This window comes from Pseudomonas sp. R1-6 (assembly GCF_051132115.1).
GTDB lineage: Bacteria > Pseudomonadota > Gammaproteobacteria > Pseudomonadales > Pseudomonadaceae > Aquipseudomonas.
In genome coordinates, this window is record NZ_CP071662.1 from 4,315,616 (window position 1) to 4,333,807 (window position 18,192).

15 protein-coding genes and 1 pseudogene are annotated in these 18,192 nt (G+C 59.2%); 8 read left to right on the forward strand and 8 right to left on the reverse strand.

Annotation, left to right across the window (positions count from 1 at the left end):
* The first annotated feature begins 98 nt into the window (after positions 1-98).
* Positions 99-1,016, forward strand: a complete 918-nt coding sequence (gene metR, locus J3P81_RS19530; RefSeq protein ID WP_420765320.1) for a transcriptional regulator MetR — start codon at positions 99-101, stop codon at positions 1,014-1,016.
* A 37-nt stretch (positions 1,017-1,053) separates the two neighbouring features.
* On the opposite strand, the gene J3P81_RS19535 is transcribed toward metR, so the two are convergent.
* From J3P81_RS19535 to J3P81_RS19550, 4 genes are all read right to left on the reverse strand, one after another.
* Complete coding sequence (locus J3P81_RS19535) at positions 1,054-1,551, reverse strand: GNAT family N-acetyltransferase (protein ID WP_420765321.1); 498 nt, start codon at positions 1,549-1,551, stop codon at positions 1,054-1,056.
* Entirely contained in the window at positions 1,548-2,186 is a 639-nt protein-coding gene (locus tag J3P81_RS19540; RefSeq protein WP_047230397.1) for a LysE family translocator, read from the reverse strand. Before J3P81_RS19540 ends, J3P81_RS19535 begins: the two co-directional genes overlap by 4 nt.
* A 19-nt stretch (positions 2,187-2,205) precedes the next feature.
* Positions 2,206-2,622, reverse strand: coding sequence for an NUDIX hydrolase (locus tag J3P81_RS19545; RefSeq protein WP_434560397.1), 417 nt, complete (start codon positions 2,620-2,622; stop codon positions 2,206-2,208).
* Positions 2,623-2,833: 211 nt separating this feature from the next.
* On the reverse strand, positions 2,834-4,201 hold the full coding sequence (locus tag J3P81_RS19550) for an HD domain-containing phosphohydrolase (protein WP_434560399.1): 1,368 nt from the start codon (positions 4,199-4,201) through the stop codon (positions 2,834-2,836).
* Between the two features lie 226 nt (positions 4,202-4,427).
* On the opposite strand from J3P81_RS19550, the gene J3P81_RS19555 reads away from it, so the two are divergent.
* The 7 genes and pseudogenes from J3P81_RS19555 to J3P81_RS19585 all read left to right on the forward strand — a co-directional run bounded on the left by J3P81_RS19555 (position 4,428) and on the right by J3P81_RS19585 (position 14,662).
* Positions 4,428-6,719: a GGDEF/EAL domain-containing response regulator gene (locus J3P81_RS19555; RefSeq protein WP_420765325.1), complete on the forward strand. Its 2,292-nt coding sequence runs from the start codon at positions 4,428-4,430 to the stop codon at positions 6,717-6,719.
* Positions 6,716-8,590, forward strand: a complete 1,875-nt coding sequence (locus tag J3P81_RS19560; protein ID WP_434560401.1) for an EAL domain-containing protein — start codon at positions 6,716-6,718, stop codon at positions 8,588-8,590. Before J3P81_RS19555 ends, J3P81_RS19560 begins: the two co-directional genes overlap by 4 nt.
* A gap of 57 nt (positions 8,591-8,647) precedes the next feature.
* On the forward strand, positions 8,648-9,607 hold the full coding sequence (locus J3P81_RS19565; protein ID WP_434560403.1) for a cytochrome-c peroxidase: 960 nt from the start codon (positions 8,648-8,650) through the stop codon (positions 9,605-9,607).
* Positions 9,604-11,403 (forward strand): DAHL domain-containing protein, encoded by a 1,800-nt coding sequence (locus J3P81_RS19570; protein ID WP_420765328.1) that lies wholly within the window; start codon positions 9,604-9,606, stop codon positions 11,401-11,403. The genes J3P81_RS19565 and J3P81_RS19570 overlap by 4 nt, the downstream gene beginning before the upstream one ends.
* Positions 11,404-11,993: 590 nt before the next feature.
* Positions 11,994-12,080 (forward strand): annotated as a pseudogene (locus tag J3P81_RS19575) (hypothetical protein); the annotation flags it as partial.
* Positions 12,081-12,488: 408 nt separating this feature from the next.
* Positions 12,489-12,806: a sensor histidine kinase gene (locus tag J3P81_RS19580; RefSeq protein ID WP_434564141.1), complete on the forward strand. Its 318-nt coding sequence runs from the start codon at positions 12,489-12,491 to the stop codon at positions 12,804-12,806.
* A gap of 236 nt (positions 12,807-13,042) precedes the next feature.
* Entirely contained in the window at positions 13,043-14,662 is a 1,620-nt protein-coding gene (locus J3P81_RS19585) for an FMN-binding glutamate synthase family protein (protein WP_434560405.1), read from the forward strand.
* A gap of 177 nt (positions 14,663-14,839) precedes the next feature.
* On the opposite strand, the gene J3P81_RS19590 is transcribed toward J3P81_RS19585, so the two are convergent.
* From J3P81_RS19590 to J3P81_RS19605, 4 genes are all read right to left on the reverse strand, one after another.
* The gene (locus tag J3P81_RS19590) at positions 14,840-16,336 is read right to left on the reverse strand and encodes a glucosyltransferase domain-containing protein (protein WP_434560407.1); all 1,497 of its coding nucleotides are present in this window, start codon (positions 16,334-16,336) and stop codon (positions 14,840-14,842) included.
* A 70-nt stretch (positions 16,337-16,406) separates the two neighbouring features.
* The gene (locus J3P81_RS19595) at positions 16,407-17,351 is read right to left on the reverse strand and encodes a glycosyltransferase family 2 protein (protein ID WP_434560409.1); all 945 of its coding nucleotides are present in this window, start codon (positions 17,349-17,351) and stop codon (positions 16,407-16,409) included.
* Positions 17,348-17,734, reverse strand: a complete 387-nt coding sequence (locus J3P81_RS19600) for a GtrA family protein (RefSeq protein ID WP_434560411.1) — start codon at positions 17,732-17,734, stop codon at positions 17,348-17,350. The genes J3P81_RS19595 and J3P81_RS19600 overlap by 4 nt, the downstream gene beginning before the upstream one ends.
* Complete coding sequence (locus tag J3P81_RS19605; RefSeq protein ID WP_434560413.1) at positions 17,731-18,096, reverse strand: GtrA family protein; 366 nt, start codon at positions 18,094-18,096, stop codon at positions 17,731-17,733. The genes J3P81_RS19600 and J3P81_RS19605 overlap by 4 nt, the downstream gene beginning before the upstream one ends.
* Positions 18,097-18,192: the final 96 nt, after the last annotated feature.

The following is an 18,192-nucleotide window of genomic DNA, read 5'->3' on the forward strand; positions in this document are numbered from 1 at the left end:
CCTTGTAAAAGATGACGCCATTGTCGACAGCCAGTCCCACATGAGACAAACTCAATCTTTTCGTGTTGATCACAAGTTTTACTCATGGAGCAAATCCGGTGCTTGAACTCCGTCACCTCAAGACGCTGCACGCCCTGCGCGAAGCCGACAGCCTGGTCGAAGCCGCCGAACGCCTGCACCTGACCCAGTCCGCCCTCTCCCACCAGTTCAAGGAATTGGAAGAACGCCTGGGTATGCAGTTGTTCGTGCGCAAGACCAAACCGGTCCGTTTCACCAGCGCCGGCCTGCGCTTGCTGCAACTGGCCGACGCCACCCTGCCGTTGCTGCGCAGCGCCGAACGGGACATCGCGCGGCTCGCGGGCGGCACCGCCGGGCGTTTGCACATGGCCATCGAGTGTCACAGCTGCTTCCAGTGGTTGATGCCCACCATCGACCAGTTCCGCGATGCCTGGCCGGAAGTCGAGCTGGACCTGGCCTCGGGCTTCGCCTTCGCCCCACTGCCGGCCCTGGCCCGTGGCGACCTGGACCTGGTCGTCACCTCCGATCCCCTTGAACTGGCGGGCATTACCTACGTGCCGCTGTTCACCTACGAGGCGATGCTGGCGGTGGCCAACCAGCATCGGCTGGCGGGCAAGGCCTACATCGTGCCCGAAGACCTGATCAGCGAAACCCTGATCACGTATCCGGTGGAACGCGATCGCCTGGACATCTTCACCCGCTTCCTCGAACCGGCCGACATCGAACCGGCCCAGGTGCGCACGTCCGAGCTGACGGTGATGATGATGCAACTGGTCGCCAGCGGCCGTGGCGTCTGCGGCATGCCCCATTGGGCGCTGCATGAATACAGCTCACGGGGCTACGTGAAGGCCAAGCGGCTGGGGGAAAAAGGTTTGTTCGCCACGCTCTACGCGGCGGTGCGCACCGACATGCTCGACGCGCCGTATATGCGCGACTTTCTGCTGACGGCAAAAGACACGTCGTTTTCCACACTCGACGGTGTCAGCGCGGTGCGGTAATTGCCACAAAGCTCCATCACTCAAATTTGCGGTGAGATCAGAGTTCAAGCCACATATGGATCTTGTCGAGGTACTCGTCCCCCACGCGAATCGCCATCGGCTCTAGGCCATACAACAGAAAGCCGCAGCGCTGGTAAAGCTCGATGGCCGGGTCGTTGCCGGCGGTGACGGTCAATTGCACAAGGCGCAGGAAGGGATGGCGACGGGCTTCGTCGAGGGCGGCCCGCATCAACTGTTCGCCGAGCCCGGCGTGACGATGGGCCTCGACGACGTACATGCCGAACAGCGTCGCCTTGTGCCGCGCCTTCAGCCGAGGCTCCAGGGCCAGGCCGACGATACCCACCAGCTCGTGCGCGATGAACGCGCCGAGGATCACTTCGAGCCGGCTGGTCAGGCGCGACTCCCACCAATTGATGGGCAGCGTCGCCCGTTCGCTGGCGCTGGAAGTGAAGGCCTGTGGATGGAATTCATAGGCCTGGAGCATCAGCTCCCGATAGCTCTGGGCGTCACCCGCCTTCAGCCGTCGGATGCTCACGCCGAACGCCGTTGCTCAAGCATCAACCGCAGGGCCAGCGCACCGAGCACGAAGCCCATGAAATACCGTTGCGCCGCCAGCCAGGTCGGGTTGTGGACGAACCATGAGGCGATGCCGGCGGCGAACAGTGCGATCAGCAGATTGACACTGAAACTGACGCTGATCTGGGTCAGCCCGAGGATGATGCTCTGGGTGAACAGTGAACCGTGCTCCGGGCTGATGAACTGCGGGAACACCGAGAGGTAGAACACCGCGATCTTCGGGTTCAGGGCGCTGGTGAGAAAGCCCATGGTGATCAGCTTGCGGGTCGAATCCGCTGGCAATTGCTGGGCCTGGAACGGCGAGCGGGCGCCGGGTTTCACCGCTTGCCAGGCCAGCCACAGCAGGTACAGCGCACCGGCCCACTTGAGGACTTCATAGGCCATGGGCACCGCGAGGAACACCGCCGTCAGCCCCGCCGCCGCCGCGAACATGTGCACGAAGAACCCCGCCACCACGCCTAATAAAGAAGTGACGCCGGCCTTGCGCCCCTGACAGATCGAGCGGGAAATCAGGTAGATCATGTTCGGGCCGGGCGTGAGCACCATCAGCAACGCGGCGGCGGCGAAAATCAGCAGGTCCGGCAAGGGGATCATGAAGGCGTCGCTCCTTGAATCAGCAGGTCGAGAGGCAGTGGGTTCGATAAAACGGCAGGATCACTTCGCCTGTCAACGGCGCCAGCAGTAATTCGCTGTCGCGGCAAGGGTCGATCCAATGCACTTCTTCAATTTCGGCAGCCGGGGAAACCGCTGCATCGGTCTCCAGCAAAAACACCTCGGCCTGCACGATAAATCCCGGCTCATTGGCGGCCGGCGCGCTGAATTGCCCCAGATGACGGGCCTGGGCCGGATCGATCCTGAGCCCGAGCTCCTCGTCCAATTCCCGAGCCAGGGCCTGGATCGGTTGCTCATGGGCTTCGATCTTGCCGCCGGGTTGCATGAAGGCCTGGGTGCCGCGCTTGCGCACCAGCAGGGTCCGGCCGTCCGGGCCGATGAGCAGGGCGGCGGCGATGCGGATCAGAGGGGTGGTCATGTACAAGGGCCTCGGGCGGAAAATGCCGGGCAGGTTACAGATCCAAGCGGCGGGAGCAAAGCCTGGCGCCGGACTGAAAATCGACGCAGTCCCTCTGTGGGAGCGAGCTTGCTCGCGATTGCGGTATGTCGGTCGAGAAATATCCGACTGATACTCAGCTATCGCGAGCAAGCTCGCTCCCACAAGGGATAGCGGGTCTGTCAGACCCCGGTCACCCCAAAATAGGCTTCGGCGCCGAAGGATCCGCCTCCTCCTCTGGGATCTTGACGAACACGCTGTACCGCGCCCCTTCCATTGCTTCGAAGGCGATGAGCTTTTCGATCAGCGGGCCGCTCATGACCTTTCCGGCGTTGAGTAGCAGCATGCCATTGTCGGCATTGAGGTTGCGCGCCAGAACCATGCCTGCCTCCAGTTCACGAGTGCTGGTGACTTTCACGGTCGGGTCGGACAGCGTCACGTCTTCCAGGTATTCGCCACAGGCCTTGATGAAGTCTTCGACCATGTTCGGGTCGTACAGCTTGCCGGCGTATTTGCGGATGTAGACCAGCGCTTCGTCGCTGTTCATCTGCCGCTCCAGGATCAACCCGCGCTGCAACTCGATGAAATCCACCGCCAGTTTCAACAGGCGCGAGCCGAACGGAATCGCCTCGCCCTTCAAGTGATCGGGGAATCCGCTGCCGTCCCAACGTTCCTGGTGATGAAGGATGATCCGCGCCGCGTCCTTCATCGGGTCCAGGGTCATCAGCAGCGATTCGCTCTGCTTCGGATAGGCGCGGTACAGCTCCAGTTCGCTGTGATGCAGCATGTCCGCCGGCGTGACCATCATGTTATCGGTCCAGCTCAGCTTGCCAATGTTGTAGAGCGCGGCGGCCATGGTCAGGTCGCGGTCGGTGGACTCGTCGAGGAAATTGAGCCGGCTATAGACCCGGATCAATTCGATGATCTGCCGGTTGGTCTGCTTGGCCTTGGGCAGGCGCAGGTTGGCGATCAGCGAGAACACCTCGGTGCCGGTCACGTAGCTGCGCTTGAGCTCTTCATAGGCCAGGTCGAGCATGTCGGCGGTCTGCTGCAGCTCGGCGGTCCGCGACGCCACGCGTTTTTCCAGGGTGGCGTTGAGGGTCTTGAGTTGCTGGTTCTGCTCACGATTCAGGGCTTCGAGGCGCTGACGCTCGCTCTCCGAATGCTGGTGGGCCAGGGCTTGGCGCAGGGCCTGCACCAACTCCTCGTCATTCCAGGGCTTGCTGAGGTAGCGGTAGAGCTGCCCCTCATTGATAGCCTTGGTCATCATGTCCACGTCGGCATAACCGGTGAGCAGGATGCGCAATGTCGAAGGATAAAGCTTGCGAATTTCCGCCAGCAGCGTGGCGCCGTCCATGTTGGGCATGCGCGCATCGGTCATCACCAGATCGACCGGCCGCTCCTTGAGAATTTCCAGGGCCTTGGCGCCACTGTCGGCCACCAGGATTTCGTACGGCTGGCTGCGCAACAGCCGACGCAGGCTGTTGAGGATCGATTCTTCGTCATCTACCAACAACACCGTCGGCTTTGTTGCCGGAACGCCCGGCGCTTGATCTTCCATTGGAACCCCCTCCTGTCATCGACAACCGTTCTACCTTAGCCCCAAAAAACAGGCTAGTAGATTGCGAAAATTTAGACACAATTCGCCATCACTCACCTCGCGCTTCCGACGAGCCGACTATGCTGTACCCCATGAAGGGCCAAGTACAGGCCGAATACTCATGCCAGCGAAAGGGATATCAGATGTACCCACGGTTCCGTAGTCAGCATCTCGACGGTGCACGGCCATGAGCCTGCCGATGGAAAGATCCAATCGGCGGATACTGATCGTTGATGACACGCCGACGATCCATGAGGATTTTCGAAAGATTCTCAGCCCCCACGCAGCGCCCGAAGACAGCCTGAGCAATGCTGAAGAAGCCTTGTTCGGCGCCCCCGTGGTGGTTTGCGCCCAGAGCTTCGAGCTCGAATCGGCGTTCCAGGGCATGGAAGCCCTGAACAAGGTCGAAACCGCCCTTGCCCAGGGCAAACCGTTCGCCATGGCTTTCATCGACATGCGCATGCCGCCGGGTTGGGACGGCCTGGAAACCATCGAGCGGCTGTGGCGCGCCGACCCCAAGTTGCAAGTGGCGTTGTGCACGGCCTACTCGGATTATTCCTGGGAGGACATCGCCGACCGTCTCGAACTGGGCGACCGCCTGCTGATCCTGAAGAAACCTTTCGATGCGATCGAGATTCGCCAGATGGCGAGCACCTTGACCGTCAAATGGCAGATGACCGAAGACGCCGCGTTGAAAATGGACATGCTCGAACGGGCAGTGGAAGAACGCACCCGGGAGCTGGCCGACGCCAACATCATCGTGCAGAACAGCCCGACCATCCTTTATCGCCTGCGCGGCGAGCCGCCGTTCCCATTGATGTACATCTCCCACAACATCACCAAGTTCGGCCATGTCGCGGCGCGCCTGATCAGCTCGCCGGACTGGGCGCAAACCTTGATCCACCCCGACGACCAGGCCAAGGTCGACGAAGCCATGGTGCGCGTCCTGGACCGCGACACCGCGGGTGCCTCCATCGAATTTCGCATGCGCACTGGCGACGACACGTTCCGCTGGGTAGAGAACCGCTACATCCCGGTGCGCAACGAGCAAGGCCTGCTGCTGGAAGTCGAAGGCATCATCCTCGACATTACCGAGCGCAAGCTGGCCGAGGAAAAGATCGCCTTGCTGGCCCGCACCGATGGCCTGACCGGGCTCGCCAACCGCGCCACCATGATCGAGCGGCTGCACCAGGCCTTTGCGGCCGCCCGTCGGGGGGCGGCGCCCTTCGCAATGTTTTACCTGGACCTGGACCACTTCAAGCGGATCAACGACACCCTCGGGCACCCCATCGGTGACCTGCTGTTGCAACAAGTCGCAGCGCGGCTCAAGGGCTGCACCCGGGAAAACGACGTGGTGGCGCGCCTGGGTGGCGACGAATTCGCCATCCTGCAACTGGACGTCCACGAAGCGACCCACTGCGCCGCGCTGGCGGCCAAGATTCGCGACACGCTGGTGGCGCCCTATTCCCTGGATGGCAACGACGTACGCATTTCCGTGAGCATCGGCATCAGCCTCTATTCCCCGCAGAGCCCAAGCGCCGACAGCCTGATGGCCCAATCCGACATGGCCCTGTACCGCTCCAAGGAAAAGGGCCGCAACCAGTATCACTTCCACAACGAGGAAATTAACCAGGAGGTCACGGATCGGGTCGCCCTCGCCAATGACCTGCGCCTGGCCATCGAAAACAACGAGTTGCACTTGCACTACCTGCCGGAAGTCGACCTTGGCACCGGCCGGATTCTCGGCATGGGCGTGCAGGTGCGCTGGAACCATCCCGCGCGCGGCTGGCTGGAACCGGCCGCCTTCATGCCAGCCGCGGAAAAAACCGGAATCATCATCGGCCTGGGCCATTGGGTCCTGGACCAGGCCTGCCAGCAGATGCGCCAATGGCGAGACCAGGGAATGGCGCCACCGGTGATCGCCATCGACCTGTCCCTGACCCAGCTCAAGACCGGCCCGGAACTGATCTACGACGTGCTGCGTACCACCGCGCGCTGGGAGCTGGCGCCCTGGGACCTGCGTTTCGACGTCACCGAAGCAACCCTGGCCCAGACCAAATGGACCCATAACGACGTGCTGCCGCGCCTGTGCGAATTGGGCGTGCAGGTCGCCATCGACGACTTCGGCACCGAGTACTCATCCTTCGATTACCTCAAGACTTACCGCGTGAACCACCTCAAGCTCGCCCAGCGCTTCCTCGACAGCGCCAACGCCGATCCGGAGAACGCCACGACCCTGCGGGCCATCATCAACTTCGCCCGGGACGTGGGCATCGGAATCATCGCCGAAGGGGTCGAGACCCAGGAGCAACGCACGACGCTGATGTCCAGCGGCGGGTCGATACAAGCCCAGGGGCACTATTTCAGCACTGTGGTGGACAGTGAGCAGGCCGCCGCCCTGCTCAAGGCGGGCGCCATCGTTCCGGTGGCGGACCACTGGACCCGGCCGGCGAGCCAGCTATCGGAGAGCAGCCCATGAACCCCATGTCCGTACCGGCAAACAGGCGCATCCTGGTGGTGGACGACACGCCCGCCATTCACCACGACTTTCGAAAGATCCTCAGCCCCAGCGCAGGCAACGATGACTCGCTGGACGACACCGAGAGCCTGTTGTTCGGCACGCCGCAGGTGAACCGGGTGCAATTCCAGATCGACTCGGCCTACCAGGGCGAGGAAGCGCTGGAACTGGTCAAGCGCGCCCAGGCCGAAGGCCAGCCCTATGCCCTGGTGTTCGCCGACATGCGCATGCCGCCCGGCTGGGACGGCCTGCAGACCATCGAACAACTGTGGAAAGCCGACCCGCGCCTGCAGATCGCCCTGTGCACCGCGCATTCGGATTACTCCTGGGAGACCATGTCGGAACGCATCGAATTCGACGATCAGTTGTTGATCCTCAAGAAGCCGTTCGACACCCTGGAAATCCGCCAGATGGCCAGCGCCATGACCTGGAAATGGCAATTGGCCCAGGACGCCGCACGCAAGATGCGCAGCCTGGAACGCACTATCGAAGAGCGGGTCCAGGAGCTGCTCAAGGTCTCCCAACTGCTGCAATATGACGTGCTCACCGAGCTGCCCAACAGCATGCTGCTCGGCGACCGCCTGACCCAGGCCCTGGCCCAGTGCCGCCGGCATGACCGACAGTTGGCGGTGATGTTCATCGGCCTGGACCGCTTCAAGCGCATCAACAATGCGCTGGGGCACCCGGTGGGCGACGAGATGCTCAAGCGCGTGGCGCGGGCGTTGGCGGCCGTGGTGCGCGAGTCCGACTCGGTGTTTCGCTACGGCTCCGATGAGTTCGTGGTGATCCTCGGCGACATCGCCGACCCACAATTGACCAAGGGCGTGGCGGAAAAGCTGCTGGGGGCCATCAACTCCCCGCACCCCATCGACGGTCACGACCTGACGGTGACAGCGAGCCTGGGCATCAGCGTGTATCCGGCCGATGGTTTCGATGCCGTGGCGCTGATCAAAAAGGCCGAGACGGCAATGCGCAACGTCAAGGAAAACGGCCCCAACGATTTCCGTTTTTTCACCGAGGACATGAATCGCCGCGCCCGTCAGCAGCAGACCATCGAATCTGGCTTGCGCCTGGCCTTGCAGCGTAAGGAGTTCGTGCTGCATTACCAGCCCAAGCTCGATCTGACGAGCGGTAAAGTGGTCGGTGCCGAGGCGTTGGTGCGCTGGAATCGCCCCGATCAGGGGCTCGTCTATCCGTCGGATTTCATCCCCGTGGCCGAGGACAGCGGCCTGATCGTCCCGCTGAGCCAGTGGGTGCTCCAAGAGGCCTGCCAGCAGGCCTGTCGCTGGCAGGCCGAGGGCATGCGGCCGCTGTACCTGTCGGTCAACGTCTCGGCGATCGATTTCCGCCAGCGCGGTTTCGTCGATGGCATCGCGCGCACCCTAAAGGAAACCGGTCTGGACCCGACACAGTTAGAACTGGAGATCACTGAAAGCGTGCTCATGCAGAACATCGACACCACCGTCGCCACGCTCAATGCCATCAAGCATCTGGGCATACGGCTGGCCATCGATGACTTCGGCACCGGCTATTCGAGCCTGAGCTACCTGCAGAAATTTCCGGTGGATGTGTTGAAGATCGACCAGTCGTTCGTCGGTGACCTGAGCATCGACAGCAACGACGCGAAACTGGTGAGCACCATCATCAGCCTGGGCAAGAGTTTGAACCTGCACATCATTGCCGAAGGCGTGGAAACCCGGGAGCAGCTGGAATTCCTCAAGATCCACCAGTGCGAGGAAGCCCAGGGCTACTACTTCAGCAAGGCCGTGGCACCGCAAGCCTTCAGCCAATGGATGGCTGAATGGGAACAACGCCCGAACCCGTTTTCGTGAGCGCCAGCGTCATAACCCCCTTGTTTCAAGGGACAGCATTTCAAAGGAAAGCACCCCATGGCGTCACACGGACTGATTCTGGCTCTCGGCCTGCTGGTGGGACTGAGCGTGACCGCTCGCGCCGAGCCATTGGACGAACCGCTCAAACCCCTGCCTCCCGCTCCCGCCCTGGACCCCAAGCGAGTCCAGTTGGGCCAGCGGCTGTTCAATGACCCACGGCTGTCGGTCAACAACACCCTGTCCTGCGCCAGTTGCCATCGCCTGGACAAGGGCGGCGCCGACGACAAAGCCTTATCCCTGGGTTTCGACGGCAAGCCAGTGGAGGTCAATACGCCCACGGTGTTCAATGCCAGCCTGAATTTCCACCAGTTCTGGGACGGTCGCGTCGACACCCTGGAAGAACAGGTGCATATCGTCGTCACCAGCCCCGGTGAAATGGGCAGTAACTGGGAAACGGTGGTCAAGCGCATCGCGGGCGATACGGGCTATGCCAGGGATTTTGCCGACGCGTACCCAGACGGCGTGACCCAACCCAATATCCAGGGGGCGCTTGCCGACTACGAGCGCACCCTGCGGACACCCAACTCGCGCTTCGATAAATACCTGCTGGGCGATACCGACATCCTCACGCCTCGGGAAAAGTTCGGCTACCAGCGCTTCAAGGAGTACGGCTGCATCGCTTGCCATCAAGGCGTGAACATCGGCGGCAATATGTTCCAGAAATTCGGCGTGATGGGCGACTACATTCAGGACCGGGGCAATCCGACCCGAGCCGACGAAGGACGCTTCAACGTCACCGGCGACGAAGCCGACCGCCAGGTCTTCAAGGTGCCGAGCCTGCGCAACGTGGCCGTCACCGCGCCGTATTTCCATGGAGGGTCGGCACAGACTCTGGAGCAGGCAGTAAAAGTGATGTTCAAGTATCAATTGGGCCGCGAACCCCTGAAGAACGATACCGAACTGATCGTCGAATTCCTCAAGACCCTCACCGGCGAATGGGAGGGCAAGCCGCTATGACACTCGCACGCCGCCTCGGCCTGGTTTTCATTGGTGTATTGCTGGCCTCGATCCTCCTGTTCATGTACATCCAATCGGGTGCCCAGCAAGCCGCCTCGCACATTGAATCCCGGGACCTGATCCGCCTGCTCAAGCAGCAGGACGGTATCTGGGACAACGAAGTGCTCAAGTCCCGGATCGCCCTGAGCCACAATTACGACCCGCTGGTCTCGCCATTGAGTGAAATGACGCGCCTGTGGCAGCGTCTCGATGCCATCGAGTCGGAGCCCGGCCGCCACGCGCCTACGCTCTGGTCATCCCAGCGCGACGAATACCTGAAGGCGATCAAGGAAAAAACCCGCCTGGTGGAACAGTTCAAGTCCCATAACGCGGTACTGCGCAACTCCCTGGCATTCCTGCCCACCGCCGAGGACGACATCCAGCGCCAGTTCACCCAACTGTCCGACGGTGAAAAACTGGAACTGCAAAACGTTGCCATCGACACCTACGACCTGCTGCTCAGCACGATGGAGTTCGCCCAGATCACCACCCGCGAGCAGGCCGCCGAAGTCTTGCTGGGCCTCAATCAACTGGACGTCAACAAAGAGCGGCTGCCGGCGGGGATCGTCAGCTCCGTCGACATCCTGGGCAGGCACATCGCGTTGATCTTGCGCGAGCAACCGTTGGTCAATCAGCTGTTGCACGACTTCGAGGCGGTCCCCCTGGCCGCACGCCTGGACACCATCACCAGCCTGCTGGAAAAAGATCAGGAAAAAGCGGCTGCCAAACATCAGCGCAACCACATTCTCTTGCTCTTGTTCGCCACCTTCCTGACGTTGATATTGATTTGGCTGGCGGTTCGGCTGGTGCGCAGTTTCGGCGAGATCAAGCGGGTCAACAGCGCCCTGCAAACCGCCAACGACGAGCTCGAACAACGGGTCGAGGAACGCACCCGCCAGCTCAAGGACACCCAGAGTGAACTGATGGACACTGCCCGCCAGGCCGGCATGGCGGAGATCGCCACCAACGTGCTGCACAACGTCGGCAACGTGCTCAACAGCGTGAACATTTCCGCCGACCTGGTCAGCCGAAAATTGCGCAGCAGCAAGGCCCTGGGCCTGGGCAAGGCGATGAACCTCATCAACGAGCACAGCCACGACCTGGGGCACTTCCTCACCGAGGACGAAAAAGGCAAGCTGCTACCCGGTTATCTCAACCAATTGGTGGAAGCCATCGCGACGGAACAACAAAGCCTGACCGACGAGCTTGCGCAACTGAGCAAGAGCGTCGACCACATCAAGGACATCGTTTCGACGCAGCAGTCCTACGCCGGCGCCAATAGCCTGATGGAGCCGCTGGTGGTCAGCGAACTGCTCGAGGACGCCCTGCGCATGAACTCAGGGGCCCTGACCCGCCACCATGTGACGGTGATCAAAGAGTACGGCGAAGTGCCACGGATCATGGGCGACAAACACCGCATGCTGCTGATCCTGATCAACCTGATCAGCAATGCCAAATACGCCATGGCGGGGGTTTCCAACCATGCGCGGAACATGACGCTCAAAGCCAGGGTCGTAGATCAAGAGCTGCAAATCAGCGTGAAGGACGAAGGCGAAGGAATCCCGGAGGAAAACATGACGCGCATCTTCGCCCACGGTTTTACCACCCGTAAGGACGGTCACGGGTTTGGCCTGCACAGTTGCGCACTGGCGGCGATTGAAATGAACGGCCACCTCACCGCGCACAGCGAGGGGCCAGGGACCGGGGCGACATTCGTATTGCAACTGCCCTTGAAACTCGCAGAAGGTGAGCCATGAATAGCCTGAGCAACCGGCGCATCCTCTTGATCGACGATACGCCAGCCATCCATGACGACTTCCGAAAGATCCTGACGCCTGAGGACGAGAGCAACGCTGATCTACAGGACATGGAAAGCGCGCTGTTCGGCGAAGCGCCGAAAGTGGCCGCCACCGTTTTCGAACTTGACTCCGCCTACGGTGGCCAGGAAGGCCTGGCCAAATTGCAGCAGGCGCTGGCCAAGGAGCAACCCTATGCCCTGGCGTTCGTCGACATGCGCATGCCCGAAGGCTGGGACGGCGCCAAGACCATTGAGGAACTGTGGAAAGTCGATCCGCAACTGCAAGTGGTGGTCTGCACCGCGTACTCGGATTATTCCTGGGATGAGCTGCTCGACCGTCTCAACGGCCACGATCGTCTGCTGATCCTGAAAAAGCCCTTCGACAACATCGAAGTTCAGCAGATGGCCAACACCTTGACCACCAAATGGGAAATGACCTCCCGCGCCCGTTTGAAAATGAACAAGCTCGAAGACCTGGTGGAACAACGCACCCTGGCGTTCAAACAGGCCAGCGAGTTGCTACAGATGGAAATCGACGAACGCAAGATGCTCGAGAGCCAGCTGGTGCAATCGGAAAAACTCGCCTCCCTGGGCCAACTGGCCGCCGGCGTGGCCCACGAGATCAACAACCCGATCGGCTTCATTTCCTCCAACCTCGGCGCCCTCGGCGGTTACTTCAGCAAACTGGAGGAAATGCTCCAGGCCTACGGCAGTGCCGAGCAAGCCATCGCCTCGCCGGAATTGGTGCTGAATTTGAAAAGCCTGCGCGAGCAGGTGGAACTGGACTTCCTGGTGGAAGACATCCCGGTGCTGATCAAGGAATCCAAGGACGGCATCGCCCGCGTCGGGCAGATCGTCAAGGACCTCAAGGACTTTTCCCGCGTCGACTCCAGCCAGGAATGGCAGATGGCCAATTTGCAGCAAGGCATGGACTCGACCTTGAACATCGTCGCCAACGAGATCAAGTACAAGGCCGACGTGGTCAAGCAATACAGCCCGTTGCCGGAGGTCGAGTGCCTGCCGTCGCAAATCAACCAGGTGATCATGAACCTGATCGTCAACGCCGCCCAGGCCATCGGCCCGGAACGCGGCACCATCACCCTGCGCAACGGGGTGGAAGGCGACAACGTCTGGATCGAAGTCGCCGACAACGGCTCCGGCATCCCCCCGGAAACCCTGCAGAAAATCTTCGACCCGTTTTTCACCACCAAGCCCATCGGCCAAGGCACGGGACTTGGATTGTCGCTGTCCTACGGCATCGTGAAAAAACACAACGGCGACATCACGGTGAGCAGTGAAGTGGGGGTGGGAACGACCTTTCGGGTGGAGTTGCCGGTGCGGCAGATGAAATTGGCGGGGTGAGCGACCGCAGTTTCCAATTTCAGCGAGAGGGCTCTTGTGGCGAGGGAGCTTGCTCCCGCTGGGACGGTCCGACGCCTCGGGCGCAGCAGCCCCAAATGGCCCGTCGCAGTAATCCAGTCGTTGCGTAGGATACGATTTTACGACTGCTGCGCAGCCGAGCGGGAGCAAGCTCCCTCGCCACAGGGTTGCATTCCAAGCTAATGTCTCGCCAACCGCCCTCCCCCCAAGGAACCCGCATGAGCCTATCGTTGCTGAGCCGCTACGCCTTCTTCGCTGGCTGCGTGGTCTTCACCCTCGCCAGCTTGCCGTTCCTGCAACATGACTGGCTCTGGCCGATAGCGCTGGTGACGGGGCTGCTGAGCCTGCTGGGGTTGTTCGACCTGCTGCAAACCCGCCATGCCGTGCGCCGCAACTATCCGATCCTGGGCAATATCCGTTACCTGGTCGAAGGCATCCGCCCGGAGATCCGCCAGTACCTGCTCGAATCCGACAGCGATGCCCTGCCCTTCTCCCGTGCCCAGCGCTCGCTGGTGTATTCACGGGCCAAGAACGAAAGCGCCGACAAACCGTTCGGCACCTTGATCGACGTCTACCAGGCCGGCTTCGAATTCATCGGCCACTCCATGCGCCCGGCGCCGTTGAGCGACCCCAGCGGCTTTCGCGTCACGGTCGGCGGCCCGCAATGCACCCAGCCCTATTCGGCCTCGGTGTTCAACATCTCGGCCATGAGCTTCGGCTCGTTGAGCGCGAATGCGATCCGGGCGTTGAATCAGGGCGCCAAGCTCGGCAACTTCGCCCATGACACCGGCGAAGGCAGCATCAGCCCCTACCACCGCGAACACGGCGGAGACCTGACCTGGGAATTGGGCAGCGGCTATTTCGGTTGCCGCAGCAGTGACGGGCGCTTCGACCCCGAGCGCTTCGCCACCCAGGCCCGGAACCCGCAGGTGCGGATGATCGAAATCAAGATGAGCCAAGGCGCCAAGCCCGGCCACGGCGGGATCCTGCCCAAGCACAAGGTCACCCGGGAAATCGCCGAGACCCGTGGCATCCTCATGGGCGAGGACTGTGTTTCGCCGTCCCGCCACAGCGCGTTCTCCACGCCAATCGAGCTGATGCAGTTCGTCCAGCAATTGCGCGAACTGTCCGGCGGCAAGCCGGTGGGCTTCAAGTTCTGCCTGGGGCATCCGTGGGAATTCATGGGCATCGCCAAGGCCATGCTGGAAACCGGCATCCTGCCCGACTTCATCGTAGTGGACGGCAAGGAAGGCGGCACCGGCGCGGCACCGGTTGAGTTCACCGATCACATCGGCGTGCCGCTGCGCGAAGGCCTGTTGTTCGTGCACAACACCCTGGTGGGGCTGAACCTGCGGGACAAGATCAAGCTCGGCGCCAGCGGCAAGATCGTCAGCGCCTTCGACATCGCCAGCGTCCTGGCCATCGGCGCCGACTGGGCCAACGCCGCGCGCGGCTTCATGTTCGCCATCGGCTGCATTCAGTCCCAAAGCTGCCACACCAACAAATGCCCCACCGGCGTCGCCACCCAGGACACCCTGCGCCAACGCGCCCTGGTCGTCCCGGACAAGGCCCAGCGGGTCTACAACTTCCACCGCAACACCCTCAAGGCCCTCGCCGAAATGCTCGCCGCCGCCGGCCTCGACCACCCCTCGCAATTGCAGCCCAAGCATCTGGTGCGGCGCATGTCGGCGACCGAGATCAAACTGTTTTCGCAGCTGCATGTGTTCTTGAAACCGGGGGAATTGCTGACCGGTGAAGTGAACGGACAGTTCTATTCGCGGATGTGGCAACTGGCGCGGGCGGACAGTTTTGAGCCGCAGGAAATCGTCGCCGCATAATTCGCACCCGCTCCCTGTGGCGAGGGAGCTTGCTCCCGCTGGGTTGTGCGCAGGAGCTGCCGAAGGCTGCGATCGCTTGATCTTTCGCCTAGGACTCAATAGTTGGGGAAAGATCGCAGCCTCGTTTAACGCGGATCCACGCGGCTGCGAACAACCTACCCAGCTCGATGGATGTTATCACCGCGGATCCTCTATGTACTTTTCAGGACCCGTTATGTCTTTCATGACAATAAAATTACCTGCTTCAGTGACATATAAAGAATAGAACTTCTTGTCCACTATTCGCATATATGTTTTGCCAACGGATGTAGCAGCATCAAACATTGCCCTCTTTCCGTCGACTACATTATTGATGCCCTGCCGAGCTAAAAAATGAGAGTGCAGTAAATCATTATCACGGCTCAAGATAAACCGCAAGGTCGGCATATAACTCATTGCAGGATAGCCCTTCGGCAGCCAATTCCTATTCGTAAGAGAAGGAATATAGTAAACCACATCGGTCTTCCAAAAGTCTTTTGTTGAGATGACGTCATAAGCAACAAAAGTAGCCATTGCAGTTTCAAGCTCTTTTTTTGCGATAATGACTTGCCCATACGCGTAGCAAAAAGAAAACATACATAACACAGGAACGATAAGAAACAGCCTCAACACACTCCAAACACGTCCAAAAAAATCGTAATTCAAAATAAACAAGAAAAACAACACAATGGAAAAACCCAGATAGTTTCGGGCGTTTTGATGCTGATCCACTAAAAACAACATAACACCAGGAATACAAGCAATCATTGCTGGGATCACACATACGAACAACACTAGGACTGAGATGCGTTTCTTCCAGCTACCTTCTAGCGAAAAAACATCCTTAATCACAAACATCAATCCGGCACCTGCCCCCAACAACAACAACAGCACTAGATAAAAATTCCCTACCGTTACAAGCTCGGAAACTCTCTCCAGCGAATATCTCAATCTGGAAATTACAATTTCCGGCCATGCTTGATCAGAAAAAATTAGCCCACCCCGGGAATTATCAATCATCTGAAAGGTCGTCAAATAATACACACTTGCACCTAGCATCAGTTGTAGTCCGCGTTGTGTTAGAGCGCATAAAATTTCGTTCGCTGTTCTCCTGCTTCGTATATTCCATACAAATTCAATCAAACATAGGCCTATGTACACGCTGATAGCCAACTGATAAAGACTTAACGTAGCGGTCACAAGCAAAGCCGCTAATAGCCGTCGAAATGTACCTCCACCAAAGCTATAGGTCACTGCATAGATCGCAGCTACCACGGCAAGCATCATTCCCGGACCATCGTATTGGTAAGTTATATTGCCAATAAAAAATGGGCTGCACAGAATGGGGAGTACAACCAGACAGGCCGTAAAATCTGGCCGAGAAAAGAAAAGAAATGTCAAGCGGCTCATCGCCAAAGCCAAAGCGAACGTGGCAACCAACAGAGGAAAAGGAAATATGTTCACCGTAGCGTTGTTGAACGTAAGAAATTTTACGAAAACCTCAATAAGCACCCTACCCGTATTACACCAATCATCGTCTGCCAACAAGAACAACCGCCAATTATCATCCACATAAGCATAATCAGCATGAACGAAAGGAAAAACATACACAAAGGATGCAATAGTAAAAAAGACCAGCACTTCTTTTTTACTCATTGTCTTTTCGGCCCATTGCACTTTGTACCGAAACATCGAAGACAAATAACTTAGCACCCGCCCTCTAGCGTCATCCTTGGGATGTACTCTGTTCATCACGGACCACCTCCCTAATGACATACCTCGGCCGACGCTTCGTCTCCAGATAGATTCGCCCGACATATTCACCCAGCACACCAATGCCGATCAGCTGCACCCCACCCAAAAACAAAATCGCCGTCATCAAAGATGGATAACCGGGCAGATCATTCCCAAAGAACAGCTTGTCCAGCACCATGTACCCGGCATACGCCAGCGAAACCAATGAGATGCAGCTGCCGAGGTAAGTCCACAATCGCAAGGGCACGGTACTGAACGAAGTGATCCCCTCTAGCGCTAGGTTCCATAACTTCCAGCCATTGAATTTGCTGCTACCAGCGGCGCGGCCGGCGCGGTCGTATTCGACGATAACGGTGGTAAACCCCGCCCACGACAACACGCCTTTCATGAACAGTTGATATTCGGGAAGGGTCTTGATGACATCCACGACCTTGCGATCCATCAGCCGAAAATCGCCGACGTTCCGCTCGATATGGGGAGAGGCGATCCGATCCAGCAGGCGATAGAACAGCGCAGCGCATCCACGCTTCATGTAACTGTCGGACGACCGATCACGACGTTTGGCCAACACTACCTCTGCGCCCTTTTCCCATTCGGCAATAAGCTTGGGAATAACCTCGATGGGGTCCTGTAGATCCACGTCCATTGGAATAACCACATCGCCGCCGGCGTGTTCGATTCCGGCAAACAAGGCGGGCTCCTTGCCGAAGTTTCGGGAAAAATTGATCAACACGACCAGGTTATCGACCAGCGCGATGTCACGTGCAAGCGCATCCGTCTGGTCAGCGCTGCCATCGTTGATAAAGATGATCTCTACGCTGTAACCGGCCAACGCCGGGTGCTGACGGACACTCTTGTAGAACAGTCCCAGGGTCTGCTCTTCATTGAACACCGGAACAATCAGCGAGATCTTCATGGACGGTGTCCACGAAACACCACGAACCGGGAGAGCAAAAATCCGAACACCAGACTCAGCAGCGAAAAAACCGCCACCGTCAACAGCCCATGTACCCGCCAGCGATCGCCCAGATACCCCACGGCATAACTGAGCGCTCCCATGACACACAGGAAAAGCACATACCCCGTTACCGAGAGTTTGGCCTCGAAGGTATAGAGCGCATTGAGGTAATAGGAGAACGAAGCCGCCACGCAAAACGCAGCCAAATTACTGATCGACTGATCGAGACCGACCGCCACGCGCAGCACAAAGAATATTTGCCAATGAAGCAATGTATTGGCGAGGCCGACCAGTGAATAAGTAAAAAAAGTGCTCCATCTTGCCTTTCGGAATTCGTTCATGGCTGCTGAGAGGCACGAAGCGATTTGAACCGGAACAAGCTGTACCCCATCGCCAGGTTCAACAGGCAATAGAAAGCCACCGTCACCCATCCAGGTGAACCCAGGACATCTCCCATCGAGCCGACCGCGTAACTCAATGTCCCCATCAAACCATTGCACAGCAGATAGCTGCGCCACGACTCCCCGGGCCGAAAGATGTAAAGCCCACTCACATAAAACGAAAACACCGCAGCCACGCCGAACGCAGCCAAGTTGCTAGTCGCCTGGACCAGTCCAACGGCGTCATGCAACAGAAAAAAAACCTGGCCATGGATCAGTCCATTGACCAGTGCGATAACCATCAACGCAGAAGACCCGTTCATCTTGGTACCTTGCCACTCCCCTATTGGCGTGCGTCCAAGCTAGGCGACGGTTCTGCGGCGGTCTACTGTCAGATCTTACAGGTCGAGCACCGATTC